21 protein-coding genes and 1 other RNA gene are annotated in these 22338 nt (G+C 74.0%); 14 read left to right on the plus strand and 8 right to left on the minus strand.

The genetic code is table 11. The features are described from left to right. The first annotated feature begins 74 nt into the window (after positions 1 to 74). From ftsE to ASG41_RS07825, 8 genes are all read left to right on the plus strand, one after another. The gene (gene ftsE, locus ASG41_RS07790; protein ID WP_056292318.1) at positions 75 to 764 is read left to right on the plus strand and encodes a cell division ATP-binding protein FtsE; all 690 of its coding nucleotides are present in this window, start codon (positions 75 to 77) and stop codon (positions 762 to 764) included. Positions 765 to 797: 33 nt separating this feature from the next. After that, positions 798 to 1682 carry a permease-like cell division protein FtsX gene (gene ftsX, locus ASG41_RS07795; RefSeq protein ID WP_056292321.1) on the plus strand — a complete coding sequence of 295 codons (885 nt, stop codon included), beginning with the start codon at positions 798 to 800 and terminating at the stop codon, positions 1680 to 1682. A gap of 99 nt (positions 1683 to 1781) precedes the next feature. Next, positions 1782 to 2264 (plus strand): SsrA-binding protein SmpB, encoded by a 483-nt coding sequence (gene smpB / locus ASG41_RS07800; RefSeq protein WP_056292324.1) that lies wholly within the window; start codon positions 1782 to 1784, stop codon positions 2262 to 2264. Then, positions 2261 to 3184, plus strand: coding sequence for an NADP-dependent oxidoreductase (locus tag ASG41_RS07805; RefSeq protein WP_056292334.1), 924 nt, complete (start codon positions 2261 to 2263; stop codon positions 3182 to 3184). Before smpB ends, ASG41_RS07805 begins: the two co-directional genes overlap by 4 nt. Before the next feature lie 28 nt (positions 3185 to 3212). Beyond that, on the plus strand, positions 3213 to 4103 hold the full coding sequence (locus tag ASG41_RS07810) for an amidohydrolase family protein (RefSeq protein ID WP_056292337.1): 891 nt from the start codon (positions 3213 to 3215) through the stop codon (positions 4101 to 4103). An 11-nt stretch (positions 4104 to 4114) separates the two neighbouring features. Beyond that, complete coding sequence (locus tag ASG41_RS07815; protein WP_056292341.1) at positions 4115 to 5086, plus strand: GNAT family N-acetyltransferase; 972 nt, start codon at positions 4115 to 4117, stop codon at positions 5084 to 5086. A gap of 25 nt (positions 5087 to 5111) precedes the next feature. Beyond that, positions 5112 to 6005, plus strand: a complete 894-nt coding sequence (locus ASG41_RS07820; RefSeq protein ID WP_056292344.1) for a hypothetical protein — start codon at positions 5112 to 5114, stop codon at positions 6003 to 6005. Then, positions 6002 to 6565 carry a carboxymuconolactone decarboxylase family protein gene (locus ASG41_RS07825; RefSeq protein ID WP_235564627.1) on the plus strand — a complete coding sequence of 188 codons (564 nt, stop codon included), beginning with the start codon at positions 6002 to 6004 and terminating at the stop codon, positions 6563 to 6565. Before ASG41_RS07820 ends, ASG41_RS07825 begins: the two co-directional genes overlap by 4 nt. A gap of 1 nt (position 6566) precedes the next feature. Here ASG41_RS07825 and ASG41_RS07830 read toward each other — a convergent pair whose 3' ends face one another. Both ASG41_RS07830 and ASG41_RS07835 read right to left on the minus strand, forming a co-directional pair. Beyond that, a complete protein-coding gene (locus tag ASG41_RS07830; RefSeq protein WP_157519179.1) occupies positions 6567 to 7235 on the minus strand; it encodes a YitT family protein in 669 nt (222 codons plus the stop codon). A gap of 82 nt (positions 7236 to 7317) precedes the next feature. Continuing rightward, positions 7318 to 8205: a cutinase family protein gene (locus ASG41_RS07835; protein ID WP_157519191.1), complete on the minus strand. Its 888-nt coding sequence runs from the start codon at positions 8203 to 8205 to the stop codon at positions 7318 to 7320. A gap of 393 nt (positions 8206 to 8598) precedes the next feature. On the opposite strand from ASG41_RS07835, the gene ASG41_RS07840 reads away from it, so the two are divergent. Together ASG41_RS07840 and ssrA are read left to right on the plus strand one after the other, a co-directional pair. Further along, entirely contained in the window at positions 8599 to 9750 is a 1152-nt protein-coding gene (locus tag ASG41_RS07840) for a magnesium and cobalt transport protein CorA (protein WP_056292349.1), read from the plus strand. A 251-nt stretch (positions 9751 to 10001) separates the two neighbouring features. After that, positions 10002 to 10378: a transfer-messenger RNA gene (gene ssrA / locus ASG41_RS22905) on the plus strand. Positions 10379 to 10455: 77 nt separating this feature from the next. Here the strand turns inward: ssrA and ASG41_RS07845 are convergent. Together ASG41_RS07845 and ASG41_RS07850 are read right to left on the minus strand one after the other, a co-directional pair. Next, positions 10456 to 10842 (minus strand): DUF1304 domain-containing protein, encoded by a 387-nt coding sequence (locus ASG41_RS07845; protein ID WP_056292354.1) that lies wholly within the window; start codon positions 10840 to 10842, stop codon positions 10456 to 10458. After that, a complete protein-coding gene (locus ASG41_RS07850; RefSeq protein WP_056292359.1) occupies positions 10839 to 11873 on the minus strand; it encodes a uroporphyrinogen decarboxylase family protein in 1035 nt (344 codons plus the stop codon). Before ASG41_RS07850 ends, ASG41_RS07845 begins: the two co-directional genes overlap by 4 nt. Before the next feature lie 84 nt (positions 11874 to 11957). On the opposite strand from ASG41_RS07850, the gene ASG41_RS25215 reads away from it, so the two are divergent. Both ASG41_RS25215 and ASG41_RS24210 read left to right on the plus strand, forming a co-directional pair. Then, positions 11958 to 12941, plus strand: coding sequence for a hypothetical protein (locus ASG41_RS25215; RefSeq protein ID WP_056292362.1), 984 nt, complete (start codon positions 11958 to 11960; stop codon positions 12939 to 12941). A gap of 104 nt (positions 12942 to 13045) precedes the next feature. Beyond that, complete coding sequence (locus ASG41_RS24210) at positions 13046 to 13552, plus strand: alpha/beta fold hydrolase (protein ID WP_056292365.1); 507 nt, start codon at positions 13046 to 13048, stop codon at positions 13550 to 13552. Positions 13553 to 13759: 207 nt separating this feature from the next. Here the strand turns inward: ASG41_RS24210 and ASG41_RS07865 are convergent, their stop codons facing one another. Both ASG41_RS07865 and ASG41_RS07870 read right to left on the minus strand, forming a co-directional pair. Next, positions 13760 to 15235, minus strand: a complete 1476-nt coding sequence (locus ASG41_RS07865; protein ID WP_157519181.1) for a glycoside hydrolase 100 family protein — start codon at positions 15233 to 15235, stop codon at positions 13760 to 13762. A gap of 82 nt (positions 15236 to 15317) precedes the next feature. Next, complete coding sequence (locus ASG41_RS07870) at positions 15318 to 16652, minus strand: APC family permease (protein ID WP_056292368.1); 1335 nt, start codon at positions 16650 to 16652, stop codon at positions 15318 to 15320. A gap of 81 nt (positions 16653 to 16733) precedes the next feature. Between ASG41_RS07870 and ASG41_RS25220 the strand changes: the two genes are divergently transcribed. After that, on the plus strand, positions 16734 to 18287 hold the full coding sequence (locus ASG41_RS25220) for an adenylate/guanylate cyclase domain-containing protein (protein ID WP_200938784.1): 1554 nt from the start codon (positions 16734 to 16736) through the stop codon (positions 18285 to 18287). Here the strand turns inward: ASG41_RS25220 and ASG41_RS07880 are convergent. Together ASG41_RS07880 and ASG41_RS07885 are read right to left on the minus strand one after the other, a co-directional pair. Beyond that, positions 18284 to 19291: a TrkA family potassium uptake protein gene (locus ASG41_RS07880; protein ID WP_056292371.1), complete on the minus strand. Its 1008-nt coding sequence runs from the start codon at positions 19289 to 19291 to the stop codon at positions 18284 to 18286. The two genes, ASG41_RS25220 and ASG41_RS07880, sit on opposite strands and share 4 nt — an antisense overlap. Before the next feature lie 90 nt (positions 19292 to 19381). Further along, the gene (locus tag ASG41_RS07885; protein WP_157519183.1) at positions 19382 to 21133 is read right to left on the minus strand and encodes a class I adenylate-forming enzyme family protein; all 1752 of its coding nucleotides are present in this window, start codon (positions 21131 to 21133) and stop codon (positions 19382 to 19384) included. A 67-nt stretch (positions 21134 to 21200) separates the two neighbouring features. On the opposite strand from ASG41_RS07885, the gene ASG41_RS07890 reads away from it, so the two are divergent. Next, positions 21201 to 22055: a patatin-like phospholipase family protein gene (locus ASG41_RS07890; RefSeq protein ID WP_056292373.1), complete on the plus strand. Its 855-nt coding sequence runs from the start codon at positions 21201 to 21203 to the stop codon at positions 22053 to 22055. Positions 22056 to 22338 lie beyond the last annotated feature (283 nt).

Below are 22338 nucleotides of genomic sequence, written 5' to 3' on the forward strand. Positions count from 1 at the left end.
GCGCTCACGGAAGTGTCCCGGCGCGCCGCCGCAACGGGACATCATGGGACGCCGGACGGGTAGCGTGGCGCCTCGTGATCGAATTGCAACACGTCACCAAGCTGTATCCGACGAGCCCTCGGCCGGCGCTGGACGACGTCTCCATGGAGATCGAGAAGGGCGAGTTCGTCTTCCTCATCGGGTCCTCGGGCAGCGGGAAGTCGACCTTCCTGCGCCTCCTGCTGAAGGAGGACGACCCCACCAAGGGCACGATCAAGGTCAACGACAAGACCCTGAACACGATGAGCAAGTGGCAGGTGCCCAAGCTGCGCCGCACGATGGGCTGCGTCTTCCAGGACTTCCGGCTGCTGCGCAACCGCACGGTCGCGGAGAACGTCGCGTTCGCCCTCGAGGTGATCAACAAGCCGCAGAAGACCATCAAGCGCGTCGTCCCCGAGGTGCTGGAGATGGTCGGCCTGGAGGGAAAGGCCGAGCGCCTGCCCACCGAGCTCTCCGGTGGCGAGCAGCAGCGCGTCGCGATCGCCCGGGCCTTCGTGAACCGGCCGCTGGTGCTGCTGGCCGACGAGCCCACCGGCAACCTGGACCCCGAGACCAGCCAGGGCATCATGCTGCTGCTGGAGCGGATCAACCGCACCGGGACCACCGTGGTGATGGCCACGCACGACTACCACATCGTCGACTCGATGCGGCGCCGCGTGATCGAGCTCAACGACGGCACCGTGACCCGCGACCAGTCGCGCGGCGTCTACGGCGTCGGTCGCTGACGCCGGCCCCGACCAGGAACGACTGAGGAACACATGCGCGTCAACTTCGTCCTCTCCGAGGTGGCCACCGGGCTGCGTCGGAACCTGACCATGACGGTCGCCATGATCCTGACGACCGGCATCTCGCTGGCTCTCATGGGGACCGGGCTGGTCATCGCCAACATGATCAGCGACATGCGCGCGATCTACTACGACAAGGTCCAGGTCTCGATCTTCCTGGCCGACGACGTCACCGAGGAGCAGCGGCAGACCATCTCCGACGAGCTCGCCAGCTCACCGGAGGTCGCCGACTTCATCTACGAGTCCAAGGCCGAGGCCTACCAGCGCTTCACCGAGCAGTTCAGCCAGCAGCCCGCCCTGGTCGAGAACACCGACCCCGACGCGCTGCCGGAGAGCTTCCGGGTCGAGCTGGTCAACCCCGAGCGCTACTCGGTCATCGCCCAGGAGTTCCCGAACGGGGAGAACGGCGTGGACCAGGTCCGCGACGAGGGCGACTTCCTCGACCGGCTGTTCAGCCTGCTCAACGGCGCGCGCAACGCCACCATCGCGGTGGCCGTCGTCCAGGCGCTGGCCGCGTTGCTGCTGATCTCCAACACAATCCAGCTCGCGGCCTTCAACCGGCGCAACGAGACCAACATCATGAGACTCGTCGGGGCCTCCCGCTGGTACACGCAGCTGCCCTTCATCCTGGAGGCCGCCCTCGCCGGCCTGCTCGGTGGGCTGCTGGCCACGGTGGGCCTGGTGCTGACCAAGGTGCTCTTCATCGACCGCACCCTGGCCGGGCCGATCCGCGCGGGCATCATCCCGCCGGTCGACTGGGGCGTGATCGCCACGATCAGCCCGGTCATCACCGGCGCCGGCATGCTGCTGGCCGCGATCGCGGCCTACGTGACCCTGCGGTTGTACGTCCGGCTCTGACCGACGCCGCCCCACGACGGCCACCCTCCCCACCCGGGGCGGGTGGCCGTCGTCGTCCGTGCCGGGAACCGGGTGGCGCGCCGCCGGTAGCCTGGTGGCATGCCGCGTGAACAGGGGCGGAAGTTCATCGCCCAGAACAAGAAGGCGCGGCACGACTACTCGATCCTCGACACCTTCGAGGTCGGCCTGGTGCTGACCGGGACCGAGGTCAAGAGCCTGCGGATGGGTCGTGCCTCGCTCGTCGACGGGTTTGCCATGGTCGAGGGCGGTGAGGTCTGGCTGCACCACGTGCACATCCCGGAGTACACCGAGGGCACCTGGACCAACCACACCCCGCGCCGCAAGCGGAAGATCCTCATGCACCGGTCGGAGATCGAGAAGCTGATCGGCAAGACCAAGGAGGGCGGGCTCACGCTCGTCCCGCTGGACCTGTACTTCAAGGACGGCCGCGCCAAGGCCACCCTCGCCCTGGCCAAGGGCAAGAAGAGCTACGACAAGCGCCAGGACCTCGCGGAGAAGGACAGCCGCCGGGAGATGGAACGCGCGTTCGGGCAGTACGTGAAGAGGGGTGGACGGCGATGAGGGGGATCTCCTACGACCGCTTCGGCGGCGTCGAGGTGCTGACGCTGCGCGAGGACCTGCCGACCCCGCCGGTCGGGCCGGACGTCGTCCTGGTCCGGGTGCACGCCGCCGGGGTCAACCCGGTCGACGTCGGCATCCGCTCCGGCGGGCTCGCCGAGCTCTTCCCGCACCACTTCCCGATCGTGCCCGGCTGGGACGTCTCCGGGACCGTCGAGCAGGTCGGTCCCGCCGTCACGGCGTTCGCCGTCGGCGACGAGGTCTTCGGCTACGTCCGCCGGGACGACGTCGGGCTGGGCACCTGCGCCGAGCTGGTCGCCGCCCCGCAGCGCTGCCTGGCCCACAAGCCCGAGTCGCTGTCCTTCGCCGAGGCCGGCGCGCTGCCGCTGGCCGGGCTGACCGCCTACCAGGCGCTCACCGAGGCCCTCGACGTCGGCGAGGGCGACCGGGTGCTGGTGCACCGGGCCGCCGGCGGCGTCGGGTTCAACGCGGTGCAGATCGCCGTCGCGCTGGGCGCGCACGTCATCGGCACCGCCTCGCCCAAGAACCACGGGTTCCTCCGCGAGGCCGGCTGCGCCGAGGTCTTCGACTACTCCGCCGGGCCGATGAGCGGGCAGCTGACCGAGCCCGTCGACGCCGTCCTGGACCTGGTGGGCGGGCCGGTGCTGGCCGACGCACCGGACCAGGTGCGCGACCGGTCCCGGATCGCCTCGGTCGTCGACCCCGCCGTCAACGACCTCGGCGGCCGCTACGTGTTCGTCCGGCCCGACGCCCACGACCTCGAGGAGCTGGCCCGCCTCGCCGACGACGGCCAGCTGAGGGTGCCGATCGCCAAGGCGTTCCCGCTGGAGCGCACCGGGGAGGCGCACGAGCTGGTCGCCGCCGGGCACGTGCGCGGCAAGGTCGTCGTCACCCTGCGCTGAGGGGGTCGGTCGACCTAGGGTCGGCCGGGTGCTGACCCCGCCCGCCGACGACGTCGACGTCCCCCGCTGGTGGACCGAGCTGGGCGTGCCCGGCCTGGTCGACGTACACGTGCACTTCCTCCCGCCGCGCGTGCAGGAGAAGGTGTGGGTCTACTTCGACCAGGCGCAGACCCACTACGGCGCGCCCTGGCCGATCACCTACCGGGGCTCGGTGGAGGAGCGGCTGGCGCAGCTGGAGCGGCTCGGCGTCGCGGCGTTCACCACGCTGCCCTACCCGCACAAGCCGGGCATGGCCGCCTGGCTGAACGACTGGTCGGCCGAGTTCGCCCGGGCCCACCCCCGCGCCCTGCGGTCGGCGACCTTCTTCCCGGAGCCCGAGGCCGCGCGCTACGTCGCGCAGGCCCTCGAGGGCGGCACCCGGGCCTTCAAGGTGCACGTCCAGGTCGGCTCCTTCGACCCCAGGCACGAGCTGCTGGACGCCGTCTGGGCGCAGCTGGAGTCCGCCGGCACGCCGGTCGTGATCCACTGCGGTTCCGGCCCGCTGGCCGGGGAGCACACCGGCCCGACGCCGATGGCCGGGCTGCTGGAGCGGCACCCCGGGCTGCAGCTGGTCATCGCGCACCTGGGCATGCCCGAGTACGCCGACTTCCTCGACCTGGCCGAGCGGTACGAGGGCGTCCACCTGGACACCACCATGTTCGCGACCGACTTCACCGAGCGGCTGATGCCCTTCGACCGCTCGCTGCTGCCCCGGCTGGGTGCGTTGCGGGACAAGGTGCTGCTGGGCAGCGACTTCCCCGCCATCCCCTACCCCTACGCCCACCAGCTGGCCGCACTGCAGCGCCTGGAGCTGGGGGAGGACTGGCTGCGGGCCGTCGTCTGGGGGAACGGGGCGCGGCTGTTCGGCCTGGGGAACTAGCCTCGGGACCCGTGATCTTCCCCGCCGGCCTCACCACCGCCCCGCTCACGCGCGACGACCTGCCCGCCGTCACGGCCCTCTACGCCGCCGCCGAGCGGGTCGACGCCACCGGTGAGCACATGGGGGAGGAGGACTTCGCCGAGTACTGGTTCGCACCCTTCGCCGAGCCCGCGGACACCCTCGCCGTGCGGGAGGGCGACACCCTCGTCGCCGTCGGGACGGCGATCGCCCCGCCCACCTTCCGGGACGCCTACGGCGTGCACCTGGACGGGCGCGTGCACCCCGACCACCGCGGCCGCGGGATCGGCCGCGCGCTGCTGGCGTGGCAGCTGGAACGCGGCGCCCAGGTGCACGCCGACCGGCACCCGGAGGCACCGGCCCGGCTGACCGTGCTGGCCCAGGACTCCGTCGCCGGCCTCACCTCGCTGCTGCGCCGGGCCGGGTTGGAGCCGGTCCGCTGGTTCCAGCAGATGACCCGCCCGCTCACCGACCTGCCGCCGGCCCGCACGGTGGACGGCGTCGAGCTCACCGCCTTCGACTGGGCCCGCGACGAGCAGGTCCGGCACGCCCACAACGCCGCGTTCACCGAGCACTACGGCTCCAGCGAGCGGGACCGGACCTCGTGGGAGGCCATGTTCACCGGCCGGGCCGCGTTCCGCCCGGACCTCACCGCCCTCGCCGTCCTCGACGACGAGGTCGTGGCCTACGTGCTGGCCTACGTGCACGAGGCCGACACCGCGGCCACCGGCCGGACCGACGCCTACTACGGGCAGATCGGCGTCGTCCCCACCGCCCGGGGGCGCGGACTGGCCAAGGCGGTCATCGTCGCGGCGCTGCGGGCCGCGGCCGCGGCCGGCTGCGACTCGGCGTCCCTGGAGGTCGACACCGACAACGTGACCCAGGCACTAAGGCTCTACGAGTCGCTGGGGTTCGCCACGAAGCACACCCAGGTGTCCTGGTCCCGGCAGCTGCCCGCCCGCTGAGCCCGGCGGACAGTAGTGTCCGCACATGGTCAGCGTGGATCAGCTCACACCCCCCGTCGACGGAGCCGTCGACAGCAGGCTCGTCAGCCGGGCGCACCGGACGATCGAGCCGCTGCACTCGCACACCTACTTCGCCCCCGAGCTCGACGAGCACCTCACCGCGATCGGACTGCGGCCCGGGCGGATGACGTACTTCGCCGGGCGGGCCGCGCCGATGGGCGCCGTGGGGCCGGGCGTGGTGACGGCGACGTTCTACAACTTCGCCCCCGGGCTGGTGGCCCGGCACGTGCCGCGGGCCTGGACGCTGGCCTCGCCCGAGGCCGTGGTCGAGGCCCGCTTCGCGTGCGCCCGGGCCTCGCTGACCCGGCTGCTGGGCGACACCCCCACCGAGGACGTCGTCGAGCTCGGTGACCTGCTGGCCGAGGCGACCACCGCGCTGCGGCCCGAGGCCAGGGCGCTGTACGCCGGGCACGCCGACCTGCCCTGGCCCACCGACCCGGTCACCCGGCTGTGGCACGCGGTCACCCTGGTCCGCGAGCACCGCGGCGACGGGCACCTGATGGCGCTGCAGGAGCACGGGCTGTCCGGCCTGGAGGCGCTGGTGACGCACACGGCGTCCGGCCGCGGGTTCACCGAACCGGCCGCGCAGAAGACCCGGGGCTGGTCCCCGGAGGAGTGGGCCGAGGCCACGCAGCGCCTGGCCGACCGGGGTCTGGTCGACGACGCCGGGCTCACCGACGACGGGCTGGCCCAGCGCGCCGCCGTCGAGGACCGGACCGACCAGCTGTCCCGCCAGCCCTTCGACCACCTGGGCACCGAGCGCACCGAGCGGGTCGTGGAGCTCGCCCGGCCGATGGCCCGCACCCTCACCGCCCACGGCGCGTTCCCCGCCGACGTCTTCGCAGGAGGCCGCAAGTGACCGCACACGAGCACGAGGCGACGGGTCCGGCCCGGCTGCCCTTCCCCGAGGTCGGCGCGGACGCCCGGCCCATCGCCGACCGGATGGCCGCCCGCCGGGGCGGCGAGCTGTCCGCGCTGGACCAGCTGCTGCTGCACAGCCCGCCGGTCGCCGACGGCTGGAACGAGCTGCTGGGTGCACTGCGCCACCGCTCGTCGCTGGCCGCCGACCTCCGCGAGCTGGCCATCCTGCGGGTCGCGGTGTTGAACAACGCGGCCTTCGAGTGGGTCGCGCACAAGGACGCCGCCCGCCGCGCCGGGGTCACCGACGCCCAGATCGACGCCCTCTACGAGCAGGACCCCTCCACCCACTTCGACGCGCGGCAGAACCTGGTCCTGGAGCTGACCGACGCCTCCACCTGGGGCATCGAGGTGCCCGAGCTGCTCTTCGAGCAGGTGCGTGCCGAGTTCAGCGAGCGGGAGATCGTCGAGCTGATGGTGACCATCGGCGGCTACGCGATGGTCAGCCGGTTCCTGGTCGCGCTGCAGGTGCCCCCGCCCGAGGGCGAGGTCGCCGGCTGAGTCACGGGACCAGGTCGGCCGGCACCTCGCGCGTGGGTGCCGGCAGCGCGACGGCAACCAGCGGCAGGAAGAGCTGCACGAGCGGACCGATCGCGACGGCGTAGAGCACGGTGCCGACACCGACCGTCCCGCCCAGCAGCACGCCCAGCGCCAGCACGGTCAGCTCCAGGCAGGTGCGGACCAGCCGGACGCTGCGCCCGGTGCGGGTGACCAGGCCGGTCATCAGCCCGTCGCGCGGGCCGGCCCCGAAGGAGCTGCCCAGGTAGGCGGCGCCGGCCAGCCCGTTGGCCAGCACCCCGCCCAGCAGCAGGGCGGTCCGGACCGGCAGCGACTCCACCGGCGGCAGGACCGCCAGCCCGGCGTCGACGGCGAGCCCGATGACCACGACGTTGCTGACCGTGCCCAGGCCCGGCCACTGGCGCAGCGGCCCCCACAGCAGCAGCACCAGTGCACCCACCACGATGGTCACCGCCCCGAAGGACCAGCCCAGCTGCTCGGCCAGTCCCTGGTGCAGCACGTCCCAGGGGTCCAGGCCCAGCCCCGCCTCGATGACCATCGCCATCGAGAAGCCGTAGAGCACCAGGCCGGCGTAGAGCTGGACCAGGCGGCGGGGCAGCCGGCCGGCGCGCAGCTGCTGCAGCGGGGTCAGCGAGGGCAGGAGCGTGGACACGCCGTCCAGCCTGACGCAGTCCACCGGTGCGCCGAGCAGTCCACTCCGGCCGGTGGACCGCAGTCCACTGGCCGGAGCGGGCTCAGCAGCTCGTGACCCGGGACCAGGAGGTGGCGCTGTCCTGCTGCACGGCGACCGCGGTCTGGCTGATCGTGTAGCCGAGCCGGTCCCGGCTGCCGCGCGCGTAGGCGACGCCGTAGACCGACACCGCCCGGCCGGCGTCCACGTGCGCCCGGGGCGTGGCGCTGACGCAGGACGACGACGGGGGCGTGGTGGGCGGGGTCGTGGGCGTGCCGGCCGCCCGGACCCGTGCCGCGGCGAACCCGGCCCCCGCTGTGGTCGCCCCGTTGCCGGCGTAGCTGAGGTGCCCGCCGGTCCCGGTCTTCGGCTGGCTGCCGCAGACGCTGTCCGAGCTGTTGCAGTAGTCGACCGACCGCGGCCCGTAGGTGGTGCTGGACGTGGCGATGGTCCGGCCGCCGGACAGCCCCAGCGGGTTGCCGAAGACGACGACCGCGGCCACCCGGTCGGCCAGCGCCGCCGGGATCGGCGTCCCGGTGGTCGTGCCGGTGCGGATGCCGACGGCGATGTCGGTGACGGTCGCCCCCTGGGAGTAGCCGCCGATGACGAAGCGGGTGCCCGGGCACTCGGCGGCGACCTGGCTGATGTGCCGGCTCATGTCGGTGGCACCGGGCCCCGCGCTGGTCTGGGCGGTGTTCGCGGCGTAGTCGACGGCGTAGGAGCTCACCGTCCGGTCGCCGAGCTGGCTGGTCAGGGCGGACACGAAGGGGCGCCCGGTGATGCCCAGGCCGGGCGTCTCGCCCGTCCCGCGGGCGAAGACGACGTCGACGTCGGCGCAGGCGGCCGCCGCGGGCGCGGCGGTGGCCACGACGGCGCCGGCGACCGCCGTGCCGACGACGGCGGTGGAGGTGAGGAGGGACAGGGTGGTGCGCCGCAGGCGCTGGGCGAGCATCGTCACGAGGGGTCTCCGCAGTCGAGGGGGCGGACCGGGTCCCGGTGCCTGGGTTCGACGGGACCGGTGACAGCCGGTCGCGGGACGCGCACAGTCTGCCCACAGCTGCGCCCGGGCGGCCAGGCCCCGGGAGAGTCGCCCGCCCGGGCGGGACGTGACGGAGAGTGGTGTTCACCTCGTCGACGTGCGGCGGCCGTGCGTGCTGCGGACCGGGCGTGTCACCATGGTCGACGGCCCACACGACAGCCCGCACGACAGGGCCCCGACACGACGGGAGGTGGCGCGCGGTGCGCAGCGAGCCCCCCAGTCACAGTCCCGAGGTCCCCGCCGCCTGACGCGGTGCACGGGGGACCTCTGCCGACGTCCCCAGCCGCACCACCCAGGGAGTCCGTCGTGGCCGACCGCCGCCGCACCCAGCTCACCGCACCGCTCACCGCGCTCACCACGCTGACCCGCCGCCCCCGGCACAACGGGGTCCCGCACGCCCCCGAGGCGCGCCTGGAGCTGCCCGGCCGGGCCGCCAAGATCATCGACAACGCCGTCTACAGCAACGGCAAGCGGATCGCCACGCCGGACTCCCCGGCCGAGAGCCACGCCTGGCTGACCGACGACCTCGCCGAGGGCCGGCTGGTCTGGCTGGGGCTGTACCGGCCCGAGCCGCACCAGGTGGGCGAGCTGGCCGAGCAGTACGACCTGCCCGAACTGGCCGTCGAGGACGCCATCCACGCCCACCAGCGGCCGAAGTTCGAGCGCTACGGGGACACGCTCTTCGTCGTCCTCAAGGCGGCCCGGTACCTCGACGCCCGCGAGGAGGTCGAGTTCGGCGAGCTGCACCTGTTCCTGGGCCGGGACTTCGCGATCACCATCCGGCACGCCGAGTCCCCGGACCTGTCCCGGGTGCGGCGCCGGCTGGAGAGCGACCCCGAGCTGCTGGCCCGGGGGACCGAGGCGGTGCTCTACGCGATCCTGGACGCCGTCGTCGACGGGTACGTGCCGGTCGTCGACGGGCTGGACAAGGACATCGACGAGATCGAGCTCGAGGTGTTCCGCGGGGACCCGCGGGTGTCCCGGCGGATCTACGAGCTGTCCCAAGAGGTCCTCGACGTCCAGCGGGCCTGTGCCCCGCTGGCCGGCATCTGCGCGGCGATCACCGCGGGCTTCGAGAAGTACGGCGTCGACGAGGACCTGCGGGCCTACCTGCGCGACGTCGCCGACCACGTCACCGGCATCAACGAGCGGGTCGACGGCTTTCGGCTGCAGCTGCGCGACATCCTCACCGTCAACGCCACCCTCGTCGCCCAGCGGCAGAACGAGGAGATGAAGACGCTGTCGGAGACCTCGATCGCGCAGGGCGAGGAGGTCAAGAAGATCTCCGCCTGGGCGGCCATCCTCTTCGCCCCGTCCCTGGTCGGCGGCGTGTACGGGATGAACTTCTCGCACATGCCCGAGCTGGGCTGGGCCTTCGGCTACCCGTTCGCGCTGGCCCTGATGTTCGCGGTCAGCTTCACCCTGTACGTGGTCTTCAAGCGCCGCGACTGGATCTGAGGCGTCGGCGGGCGCCGACCCGCCGGGTGCGCGCCAGGACCGGACTCGACGGGAGCACGCCGGCCTGGGCGCGCACCCCAGCGTGTGCCGCGCTGCCTCGCCGTCCACGCCGCGGGATGAGCGGCACGAGCGCGCATCCGTCCCCTGGCGGCGCGTCGAGTACGCCGACGTCCCACGTGGATCGCCTCGCGGCGCGAGGAGCGGGAAGACGCGGCGCCCCGGGGCGGTTACAGTGCTCGTACAACTGCACAGGGGGTGATTGGTCTCGACTTCGGTCGTGGCATCAGGGGAAGCGGGCCGAGGAAGGCAACGATGAGCTCGTTAACCACGCGTTGCACAACACACAAGCGCCGACTCCAGTCAGCGCGACTTCGCACTCGCTGCCTAAGCAGCCAGTGTGAGTCTGTCAGCCCGGGTTCTGTCATCGGCCCGGATCCTGGCATCAGCTAGATGACTCCACCTCGCGGATCGGTCGCGGATCTGCGAGGGACACCAAACAGCGACTGGGCCTGTCGTCCTGACTTGTTCGTGGGATCAGGAAGGTCGAGTAGGGACAGAGCGGACTGCGCTCGGAGAAGCCCTGGTGATGCGTCGAAGGACGCGGGTTCGATTCCCGCCACCTCCACCAGCAACAGCCACCACCCCTGGCAGGACAGAGCCCGTGCGGTCACCGACCGCACGGGCTCTGTCACGTCCGGGGCCGGGTCAGGCGGCCAGCCCCACGGCGAGCAGGACGACGCCCAGCAGCGGCGGGGTCAGCTGGACCAGCGCCGGTCGGGTCTTGGTCCGGTCCGAGGTCAGCAGCACCAGCCCGGCAGCGACCATCGAGCCCGCGCCGGCGAACACCAGTGACGCGCCCGCCGCGGTGGCCCCGGTCGCCAGCACGACGGTGCCCACGGCGACCAGCACGGCCAGGAAGAGGTTGTAGAAGCCCTGGTTGTAGGCCATCGAACGGGTGGCAGCGGCGTCCTGCGGCGTCGTGCCGAAGGTGGCGCGCGCCCGGTCCGTCGTCCACAGCAGCGACTCCAGCACCCAGATGTAGACGTGCACCAGGGCACCCACCCCGGTCAGCACCAGCCCCGCGGTGGTCACAGCTCGCCGCGCACCACGGCCGCGGCCTGCGCGAGGGCCGCCATCTTGCCCTCGGCAGCGGCGCGGGGCAGGTACTTGAGCCCACAGTCGCTGGAGAGGACCAGCTTGTCGACGTCGACGTGGTCCAGCGCCCGGCGGACCCGGTCGGCGATGGTCGCGACGCTCTCCACCTCCGGCGTGGACAGGTCCAGCACGCCCAGTGCGATGCCCTTCCCGCGCAGTGGGGCCAGCGAGGCCGGGTCCAGGTGCGACTGGGCGGTCTCCACCGAGATCGCGTCGGCGGGCACGTCGGCCAGCTCGGGCAGGAACGAGTAGCCCTCCGGACGCTCGGCGACCATCGCGGCGTAGCCGAAGCACAGGTGCACGTGGACGGTGCCCGCGGCGCCGGCCAGCGCCCGGGACAGCACCTCGACGCCGTACCGCTTGGCGACCTCGGGCCGGGCCTGCAGCCACGGCTCGTCCAGCTGCACGATGTCCGCGCCGGCGGCGAACAGGTCGGCGATCTCCTCGGCGACCACGTCGGCGTAGGCCAGCGCCAGCAGCCGGTCGTCGCCGTAGTGGTCGTCCTGGGCCTGCTGGGCCATGGTGAACGGCCCGGGGACGGTGATCTTCACGGCCCGGTCGGTGTGCGCCCGCAGGAACCGGACGTCGTCGACCTGCACCGGGCGCGAACGCCGGATCTCCCCGGTCACCCGGGGCACGTGCACGTCCAGCCCGGACCGGTTGCGCACCGTCCCCGGGTGGTCCAGGTCCAGTCCGGCCAGCGCGGTGGCGAAGTGGTTGGAGTAGGACTCCCGGCGGATCTCGCCGTCCCCGACGATGTCCAGCCCGGCCTCCTCCTGCGCGCGGATGGTGACCAGGGTGGCGTCGTCCTGCGCCTCGGCCAACCGGTCGACCGGGATGCGCCACAGCTCGGCGGCCCGCACCCGGGGCGGGAACTGGTGGCTGAGCCGGTCGCGGTCGATCAGCCAGTCCGGCTGCGGCAGGCTGCCGACGACGGTCGTGGGCAGCGGCGGGAGCGTCGGTGGCATGTCAGGGATCCTGCCGCACGTACGGTCCCCGGCGTGGCCGGTCGGTTGTGGGGCAGACGTGCGCAGCGGGACGCGGGACCGGGCGTGCACCCGGTGACCGCCTTCTGGCAGTGGTGGGCGGCAGGGGGCGAGCAGGAGCTCACCGCAGCCGTCACGGCGGGGGAGTACGGCCGGCTGCCCGACCGGATCAGCGCCCTGGTCGCGGCGGTGCACCCGGAGCTGGAGTGGGAGCTCGGTCCGGGCGCCCGGGCGCAGCACGCGCTGTGCGTCACCGGCGCCGGGGTCGCCGAGCTCCGGCCGGTCGCCGAGCGCTGGCTGCGGGCCGCACCCGCCGAGACACCGACCTGGGAGTTCCACGCCGCGCGTCGGCCGGACCCCGACGTCCTCGACCGGACCCTGGGACTCGGCGGCCGGTCGGTGCCCCTGGGTGACGTCCGGGTCGCCCTGGACGTCACCGGCGACCGGGTCGACGTCGCCCTGTGGCACCCGGCGGCGGCCGGCCTGCGGGAGCAGGAGCGAGCCCAGGTCGCCTTCCTGACCCTGGACTGGACCCTGGGTGAGGACGACGTCGAACGCTGGGTCGGTGCGGTCGCCGCACCCGCCGAGCAGCCCGCCGACACCGTCCCGCTCACCTCGCTGCGGGCGGCGGTCGCCGAGCTGGCCGCCCGGCCCGACGAGGGGAGCTGGGCGCTGCTGGAGGGTCCGGGGCCGGACGGGACGCGGGTGCTGGTGAGCGTCCAGCGGCCGCTGCGCTGGATCGACCGGCCGCTGCTGGACCTGCACTCCGAGGTCGTCGTCCCGGTGGGCGACGTCCGGTCCGACGGGCTGCCCGGACCCGCGGGGCTGGAGCGGCTGCGTGCCCTGGAGGACGACCTCACCGCCGCGGTCGGTGGTCGCGCGGAGCTGCTCGCGCACGAGACCCGGGGCGGTGTGCGGGTCCTGCACCTCTACAGCGACGGCGAGGACCAGAACGCCACCGACCTGGTCGCCCGCTGGGCCGCCGAGCGCGGGCTGCGCGTCGACCAGCGACCCGACCCCGCCTGGCGGGACCTGCGCGCCTTCTCCTGAGGGCGCGTCCGGGGGGCGGGCGGCCCGGTGCCGCCTCGAGGCTGCTGGCCCGGGAGGTCTGGAACACGCTGGCCCCGGGCGGCGGGGTCGGGCAGGGTCGCGGCATGGACCGCGAGCACCTCGTCCCCGTCGCCCCCGGCGTCGACCTGTGGGTCACCGAGCGTGGGGACCCGGGCGCACCGGTCGTGCTGCTGGTGATGGGCGCGGCGTCGTCGGGGCTGCTGTGGCCCGAGGACCTGGTCGACGACCTGGCCCGCGACCACCGCGTCGTCCGCTACGACCACCGGGACACCGGTCGGTCGACCCGGGGCAGCAGCTACGCGCTGCGCGACCTGGCCACCGACGCCGTCGCTGTGCTCGACGCCCTGGAGGTCGACCGGGCGCACGGGGTCGGCATGTCGCTGGGTGGTCTGCTCGCCCAGCTGCTGCTGCTCGACCACCCCGACCGGCTGGTAGCGCGACGCTGTTCTGCACCGGTCCGCTGGGCGGTGCGGCGGGGGAGCCGGCACCCGGTCCGTCGGCGGAGCTGCTCGCCTTCTGGGCCACCATGGCCGAGCCCCGCGACGACGACGCCGAGCTGGCCTGGCGGGTGGAGCACTGGCGCCTGCTGAACGGCACCGGCACCCCGTTCGACCCGGCCGAGTGGGCGGACACCGAGCGCCGGGTCGCCGCGCACTCCGGGGGCCTGCTGTCGGCCACCGCTGGTCACGGTGCCCGGGATGGGCCACGCGCTGGCCGCCACGGTGCTGCCGGACCTGGTGGCCGCGCTCCGCCCGCACCTGGCCCGGCACACCTGGGTGCTGCCCGAGGACTGACCCTCAGACGCGGGGCTGCGGCCGGGTCTGGGGCCCCGCGGGCATCGCGAAGCCCTGGGTCGGCGGACGCCCGGCCGGGGTGACCCGGGGCAGTTCGCTGGTCAGCAGCCGGACGTGCTTGCGGCGTCCGGGGCGGCGGGCGGCCAAGAAGTCCAGCGCGATGGCCGCCGTCCAGGACTGGTCCTTGCTGCCCAGCTGCTCACCGGTGACCGGCTCGTAGTACTCGGCGAAGTCGCAGTCGACCAGCTGGGCCAGGCCGGCCAGCCGCAGGGCGTTGGCCGCCTCCTGCTCCCCGGACCGGTTCAGCGCCCAGGCCATCAGCCAGTTCAGGACCGGCCACTGCGGGCCGCGCCAGTAGGTGCGCTCCCGGAAGTGCGGGGACGCCGGGGACACCGAGGGCACCACCGGCCACCGCAGCCGGGAGTGCCCGCACCAGCGCGGGCCCAGCAGCAGGTCCCGCTGGCGGCGGATCAGGACGTCGTCCCCACCGCAGACCAGCGGGGCGAACCCGGCCGCGGAGTCCACGTCGAGGTACCGGCCGGTGCGCAGGTCCAGGTCCCGGGCCAGTCCGGTCTCCGGGCTCACCGAGCGCAGCACGCCGGTGCGGAACCGGCGGGCGATCGCCCGGGACTCCTCGATGGCGGCCGGGTCGGCGCCCAGCTCGGCACCCATGTCGGCCAGCAGGTCCGACGCGGCGGCCAGCAGCGCGGACACCAGCACGTCGCCGACGACGAAGTCCCCGGTCGACCGGTACACGGCGTCGTCGTAGCGGGCACGGACCTTCTGCTCCAGCAGCCACAGGTACTTGGCGTACTCGGCGTCCGAGGGGCGCTGGGTGGGGTCCGAGACGTGCGCCAGGTCGCGGCGGACGAAGGGCGGCAGCTCGGGGCCGGGGTGCACGTGGGAGTAGGGCTCGTCCCAGCGCGGTGAGTCGTCCATCCCGGACTCCCAGCCGTGGTGGATCTCCACCAGCCCGTGCGCGTGCGGGTCCCGGGCGGTGGCCAGGTAGCGGTGCCAGGCCAACCACTGCGGGAACGTCTCGACGACGAACGCCTCGGCCAGCCGCTGGTCCTCCCCGCCCTTGCGGCGGGCGTCGTGCAGGATCCGGGACAGCGCGATGACGTGGATCGGCGGCTGGGTGATCCCCGAGGTCAGCACCCCGGCGGGGCGGGCGGCGGCGACCTGGGTGCGCCAGCGCTCCGGGTCGGGGAAGTAGTCGCTGGGGGAGTGGAACAGGATGTGCGGGATCATCCCGGTCGACCACTGCCCGGTCAGCAGGGTGCGCAACTCCTCCAGCGCGCGGGGCACCGAGACGGTCGCGATGCCCAGGGCCACGAACCCGGCGTCCCAGCTCCACATGTGCGGGTAGAGGGTGGGCGAGGCGACGGTGAAGTCCCCGCGGTCGTTGCCCTTGAGCACGTAGCCGGCGCGGCCGGCCATCAGCGCGATGTCGTTGGGCGTGGGCTGGTGGACCGACATCGTCGAGCTCCCTCACGGTGGCCGAGTGCCCATCCTCACCTGCCGTGGCCCGCCTGCCGACCCGGCTCGCCTGCGAGCCGGGTCACGTCCCGGCCGTCTCCCGTTCACCCGCGCGCCGCTGGGCGAGGCTGGCCAGCAGGTACAGGCCCACGCCCACCAGCAGCATCAGCCCGGCCCGTAGCCAGGTGCCCGCCTCCTGCTGCCACAGCAGCAGCACGCACGAGGCGATCGCCAGCACCGGCAGCACGACGGGGGCGCGGAAGTGGTCGGCCTCGACGTGGTCGCGCCGCAGGACCAGCACGGACACGTTGGTGGACAGGAACACCAGCAGGAGCAGCAGCACGACGGTGGTGGCCAGGGTGGCCAGGTCCCCGGTGAGCGTGAGCCCGATGGCCACCACCGTGGTCACCACGATCGCCACCCACGGGGTGCGCCGGTGCGGCAGCACCCGCCCCAGCACCGAGGGCAGCAGCCGCTGCTCGGCCAGCCCGAACACCAGCCGGCTGGCCATGATCATCGTCAGCAGCGCCCCGTTGGCCACCGCGATCAGCGCGATCAGGCTGAACAGCCAGTCCGGGACGCCGACCCCGCTGGCCTGCACCACCGCCAGCAGCGGCCCCGACGACGCCGCGAGCTCGTCGGTGGGCAGCACCACCGAGGCGGCCAGCCCCACCAGCACGTACACCGCACCGGCGGTGACCAGCGCGCCGATGAGTGCCCGCGGGTACACCCGGCGCACGTCGCGGACCTCCTCGGCGAGGTTGGCCGAGGTCTCGAACCCGACGAAGGAGTAGTAGGCCAGCACGGCCGCGGCCAGCACCGCCGACCCGGCCGAGACCCCCTCGGGGAACTGGGTGACCCGCGACGGGTCGCCGTCCCCGCGGCCGAAGACGACCGCACCCAGGACGACGACGAGCACCAGCCCGGACACCTCGATGCAGGTCATCACCAGGTTGGCCCGCATCGACTCCTGGATGCCGCGGGCGTTGAGCAGCCCGACCAGCACCAGGAAGACCACCGCCGCCGGGACGGCGGGCACGTCGAGGAAGACCGTCAGGTAGTCACCGCTGAACGCCAACGCCAGCCCGGCAGCGCTGGTCACCCCGGCGGCGAGCATGCAGAACCCGACCAGGAACGACAGCAGCGGCTTGCCGAAGGCGCGCTCGGCGAAGACCGCGGCACCCCCGGCCCGGGGGTACTTGGTGACCAGCTCCGCGTAGGACGCCGCGGTCAGCAGTGCGAGCACCAGCGCGACCAGCAGAGGCACCCACACCGCTCCGCCCACCTCGCCGGCGACCTCGCCGATCAGCGCGTAGATGCCGGCGCCGAGCACGTCGCCGAGGATGAAGACGTAGAGCAGGCGCCCGCTGACGGCGCGCTTGAGGGAGGTGTCGGGAGCCGGGTCTGGGTCGGTCACCGGTCTGCCCTGCCCCTCGCGCCCGGCGACAAACGGCGCCCGCCGGCGGATCGATCCGGGGGCCCGCTCGTTGGTCGGTCCGTGATCACCCGCGCGCTGCGACCGCTCGCCGGCACGGCGTCCGTGCTGCTCCGCGGGGCGGTCGGGACGGCCCGACGGGTGGTGCCCGCGAGCCGGGTCGTCGTCCCGGCGGTGGTGCTGCTGGTGGTGCTGGCCAACCTGGTGGGCGTGGCCACCGTGACCCTGCTGCTGCTGGGGGTCAGCGACGACGGCGGGGTCGGCCGGCTGGTCCTGCTGGTCGTCGCCGGGGGCTACCTCGTGCTCGCCGTGCCCGCGGGCACCGTGGCCGGGCTCCGCCGCCAGCGGGTGACCAACGCCTGGCTGTGGTCGGACCGGTCACCGACCCCGGCCGAGACCACCATCGCGCTGCGGCTGCCCGCCGACGTCGCCCGGGTCTCCGCGATCACCTGGGGCGTCGGTGCGCTGGCGCTGGGCGTCGTCGGTGCCGCGGTCTACCCCGACCCGCTGGTCGGGCTGCGGACCTTCCTGGCCGTCGTGCTGGGCGGCGTCGTCACCGCCGGCATCTCCTACCTGCTGGTCGCCCGTGCGGCCCGCCCGATCACCGCCCGCGCCCTCGCCGCGCACCCGCCCGACGACCCACGCACCCTCGGGGTGCGGGCCCGGCTGCTGCTCACCTGGGGCCTGACCAGCGGGGTGCCGCTGGTGGGCCTGGTCCTGCTGGTGCTGGACCCCTCCAACCCCGACGGCCCGGGGCTCTTCGTGGTGCTCTTCCTGCCCGGGGTCAGCCTGGTCGTCGGCCTGCTGGCCGCGCTGCTCAACGCCCGCGCCGTCGGGTCCCCCCTGCGCGACCTGCGCCGGGCCGTGCAGCGCGTGGGGGAGGGCGACACCGACGTCCGGGTCGTCGTCGACGACGCCGGGGAGATCGGGCTGCTGCAGACCGGGGTCAACGCCATGGCCGGGGGCCTGGGCGAGCGCGAGCGGCTGCGGGACCTGTTCGGCCGGCACGTGGGCACCGACGTCGCCGCCCGGGCGCTGCGCAACGGTGTGGAGCTGGGCGGGGAGACCCGCACCGTGGCCGCGCTGTTCGTCGACGTCTCCGGCTCGACGTCGCTGGCCGAGGAGCTGGGCCCGGAGGCGATGGTCGCGCTGCTCAACCGGTTCTTCGCCGTCGTCGTCGTCGCCACCTCCGCCGAGGACGGCCTGGTCAACAAGTTCGAGGGCGACGCCGCGCTGTGCGTCTTCGGGGCCCCGAACACGCTGCCCGACGCCGCGGGCTCGGCCCTGCGGGCGGCCCGGGCGATCACCGACGCGGTGGCCGCGGCAGGCGAGGTCGACGTCGGGGTGGGGGTGGCCTTCGGCGACGTCGTCGCCGGGCAGGTCGGTGCGGCCAGCCGACTGGAGTACACGGTCATCGGCGACGCGGTGAACGCCGCGGCCCGGCTGACCGAGCTGGCCAAGGACCACCCCGGCCGTGCGGTGGCCTCGGACGCCGCCGTGCAGGCCGCCGACCCCGGCGAGCGGGCGTGCTGGGAGCGCGGCGCGGACGTCGTGCTGCGCGGGCGGTCCGCGCCGACGGGCACCTGGGTGCGGCGCCGCCCCGGCACCAGCACCTAGGCGTGCGAGCGGACCACCACGAGCACGTCCTCGCTCTGCAGGGTGCCGATCGCCGGGTCGTCGAAGCGCAGCGAGCGCCCGCCCCGGGTGACCGACAGGACGACGTCGCGCAGCTGTCGGGCGCCGAGCCCGACCTCGGAGGCCGAGACGGTGCGCTGGGTCAGGTCCAGGCCGTGACCGGAGGTGAGCAGGTCCTCCACCACGGCGACGACGCGCGGGCTGTCGGTGGCCAGGCCCAGCAGCCGCCCGGACGTGGAGGACGACGTGATCACCGAGTCGGCGCCGGACTGGCGGAGCAGGCTGGCGTTCTCCTCCTCGCGCACGCTGGCGGTGATCGGCACGCTGGGGTTGAGCTGGCGGACGGTGAGGGTGATCAGCACGGCGGTGTCGTCCCGGTTGGCGGCCACGACCACCGCGCGGGCCTTCTCGATCGAGGTCCGCTTGAGCACGTCGGCGCGGCCGGCGTCCCCGACGATGCCGGTGAGGCCGACCGAGTTGGCCTCCTCGATCGCCGCCGGGCTGGGGTCGACCACGATGATGTGGTCCGGGGCGGTGCCGGTGGACAGCAGGGCGCGGATGGCGCTGCGGCCCTTGGTGCCGTAACCGCACACGACGACGTGCTGACGCACGGAGGACCTCCAACGTCGGACCCGGAACTCCTCCCGCGAGCGCGCGGTGAGCGCCTCGAGGGTGGTCCCGATGAGGATCAGCAGGAACAGCACGCGCAGCGGCGTGATGAAGAGGATGTTGACCAGCCGCGCGCTGGGGGTGACCGGGGTGATGTCGCCGTAGCCGGTCGTGGAGAGGCTGACCGTGGCGTAGTAGGTCGCGTCCAGCAGCGACAGCTCGCCGCCGTTGTTGTCCTTGTAGCCGGCCCGGTCGAAGTACACGATCAGCACCGTCGTGACCAGCACGACGGTCGCGATCAGCACCCGGCGGCCGACCTGCCGGAACGGGGACTCCTCGGTGTGCGCGAGCTGCACGCCGCCGTGGTCGCTCAGCACCGTGGGTCGCTCAGCACGTCAGGGTCCCCGTCACCGGTCGGACAGTAGTGAGCCCGCGGGGGGTGGGCCCGCCCGGACACCCCGTCCGGGTCAGACCAGCCGTTCCCGCTCCCGGGCCGCCAGCTCCCGCTTGAGCACCTTGCCCGCGGCGGACACCGGGATGGCGTCGGTGAACACGACGTCCCGCAGCCGCTTGTAGGGCGCCACCCGCTCGGCGACGGCGGCCAGCAGGGTGTCCCGGTTCAGCGCCTGCCCGGCGGCGTCCGCGCGGCGGACGACGTAGGCGACCGGCAGCTCGCCGACCGCGTCGTCCGGGCGGCCGACGACGGCGGCACCGGCCACCCCGGGGACGCCGAAGAGCACCTCCTCCAGCTCGCGCGGGAAGACGTTGTAGCCCTTGTAGATCAGCATGTCCTTGGTCCGGTCGACGATGGACAGGTAGCCGTCCTCGTCCAGCACGCCGACGTCGCCGGAGTGGAACCAGCCCTCCGCGTCGATCGCGTCCCCGGTGGCGTCGGCCCGCCCGGCGTAGCCGCGCATCACCTGCGGGCCGCGGATGCAGACCTCCCCGCGCTCGCCGGCCGGCAGCGGGTCGCCACCGCCCAGGGGCTTGATTGCGATCTCGGTGTCGAACACGGGCAGCCCGACGGTGCCGGGCTTGCGGAGCCCGGACACGTGCACCGGGTTGCCGGTGGCCTGCATGGTGACCTCGGTCAGGCCGTAGCCCTCGCCGATGACCGCCTGTGGCAGCAGCGTGCGCAGCCGCTCGATCAGCGGGACCGGCAGCGGGGCGGCGCCGCTGGAGACCCCGCGCACGCTGGACAGGTCGGCCTCGTCGATGCCGGGGACCTGCAGCAGGGCGACGAAGACCGGCGGGGCGCCACCGATCGACGTCACCCGGTGGGCGACCGCGTCGGAGACGTAGAGCGCCGGGTCGAAGCGGTCGTGGATGACGACGCTGGCGCCGCTGAGCACCTGCCCGTTGAGATAACCGATGACGCCCATGGCGTGGAACCACGGGGTGAGGTTGATGGTCACCGCCGTCCCGAGCCGGGTGGGGAACTCGGCCGCCTCACCGACCTGGCGCAGCGTCACGTCGCCGGCGTCGTCGACGTCGGGCAGCGAGCCCGAGCTCCAGCACGCCGACTGCAGCACGTTGGTGACGACGCGGTCGTGCGGCAGCTCCACGCCCTTGCTGACCCCGGTCGTGCCGCCGGTGTAGGCCAGGTGCGCCAGGTCGACCGCCGGGTCGACGCCGGCGTCGCGGCGGGCGTCGGTGGGGTCGGCGCGCAGCAGCTCGCCCAGGCTCACCGGCCGGTCACCCAGGCCCAGGTCGGGCAGGGCCACCTCGGCGTCGGGGTCGGCGACCTGCCCGGGACCGGTGACGACGACGGTCTGCACCGCGGTGCCCCCGATCGCGGCCTGCACCACGGGCAGCACCGGTTCCCAGGTGACCAGCGCGCGGGCCCCGGCGTCGGTGAGCTGGTGGGCCAGCTCGCCGGGGGACAGCAGCGGGTTGGTGGGGGAGAAGGTCGCCCCCGACAGCAGCACCCCGTAGTAGACGGCCGGGTACTGCAGGCAGTTGGGCAGGTGCACCGCGACGACGTCGCCCCGGCCGATGCCGCGCTCGGCCAGCCCGGCTGCGACGGCGTGCGCCCGCCGGCCCAGCTCGGTGTAGGACAGCTCGACCCCGTGGTGGGAGAACGCCGTCCGTGAGCCCCAGCGGCGGACCGCGGCCCGCAGCACCGAGCCGACCGGGACCCGCGGGTACTCCAGCTGGTGGGGGAGGCCGGGCGGCCGGTGGTCGGTGCGGTGCGCGGGGTCAGCTGCGGTCGCCGTCATGCCGCCCAGGGTGGCCCGCGTCACACGCCGTGTCGAGTGCTCCGCGCCGGTGCCCCAGGATGACGGGATGAGCAACGGGCGCACGGCACTGGTCCTCGGCGGCGGCGGCATCACCGGCATCGCGTGGGAGGTGGGCCTGGTCGCCGGGCTCGCCGACGCCGGGGTGGACCTGCGCACCGCCGACCTCGTCGTCGGCACCTCGGCGGGGTCGGTGGTCGGCGCCCAGCTGCGCAGCGACGCCCCCACCGAGGACCTCTGGGCCACCCAGCTGGGTCCCTCGGTCGAGACCGGCCCGCCGGCCCGCATGGGCCGCCGCCAGCTGCTGTCCTTCGGGCTGGCGATGCTGCGCACCCGTGGGGACGACGTCGTCTTCCGTCGCCGGGTCGGCGCCCTGGCACTGGCCGCGGAGGCGGCCGGCCGCACCCCCACCGAGGCCGCCCGCCGGGCCGCGATCACCTCCCGGCTGCCCTCCACCGACTGGCCGGAGCGGCCGCTGACGGTGACCGCCGTCGACGCCGCGACCGGGGCGTTCGAGACGTTCACACGCGACTCAGGCGTGGACCTGGTGTCCGCGGTGGCGGCCAGCTGCGCCGTACCGGGCGTCTACCCGCCGATCACCGTCGGGGACCGGCGCTTCGTGGACGGCGGGATGCGCTCGGTGGCCAACGTCGACCTGGCCACCGGGTACGACCGGATCGTCGTCGTCGCCCCGATCGTGCGTGGCATCGGCCCGATGACCAGCGTCGACGCCCAGGTGACCGGGCTGGTGTCCCGGGTGACCGTGGTGAGCCCCGACCCGGCCAGCGTCACCGCGATCGGGCGGAACGTGCTGGACCCGGCCGCCCGGGAGCCGTCCGCTCGGGCCGGGCGCGCGCAGGCGTCGGCGGTCGCCGAGCGGGTCCGCGAGGTGTGGCTCGGCTGAGGGTCCGCTGTACGGCGGCGCGCACGGAGCGTGACGGCCCGCGAGGGACCGGGTGAACGACCGGCAGGTGGTCCACCTGTTCGCGCCCATCTGGGTGGATCTTGCCCGCCTGTGATGTCACGTTCCGTGTGCGTCGGGCCGCTCGGCCCCGCGCACGTGCCCCTCGCGGGGCAGACGAGGGGACGGGTACGTGCGGGATCTCGCAGTCAGGACAGCGGTTGCGGCCGTGGTGTCGGCAGGTCTGCTGTTCGGCAGTGCCGGAGTGGCCGCAGCGACCGAGGAC

Origin of the sequence: Modestobacter sp. Leaf380, from assembly GCF_001424485.1 — a bacterium.
In the GTDB taxonomy this organism is placed as follows: Bacteria; Actinomycetota; Actinomycetes; order Mycobacteriales; family Geodermatophilaceae; genus Klenkia.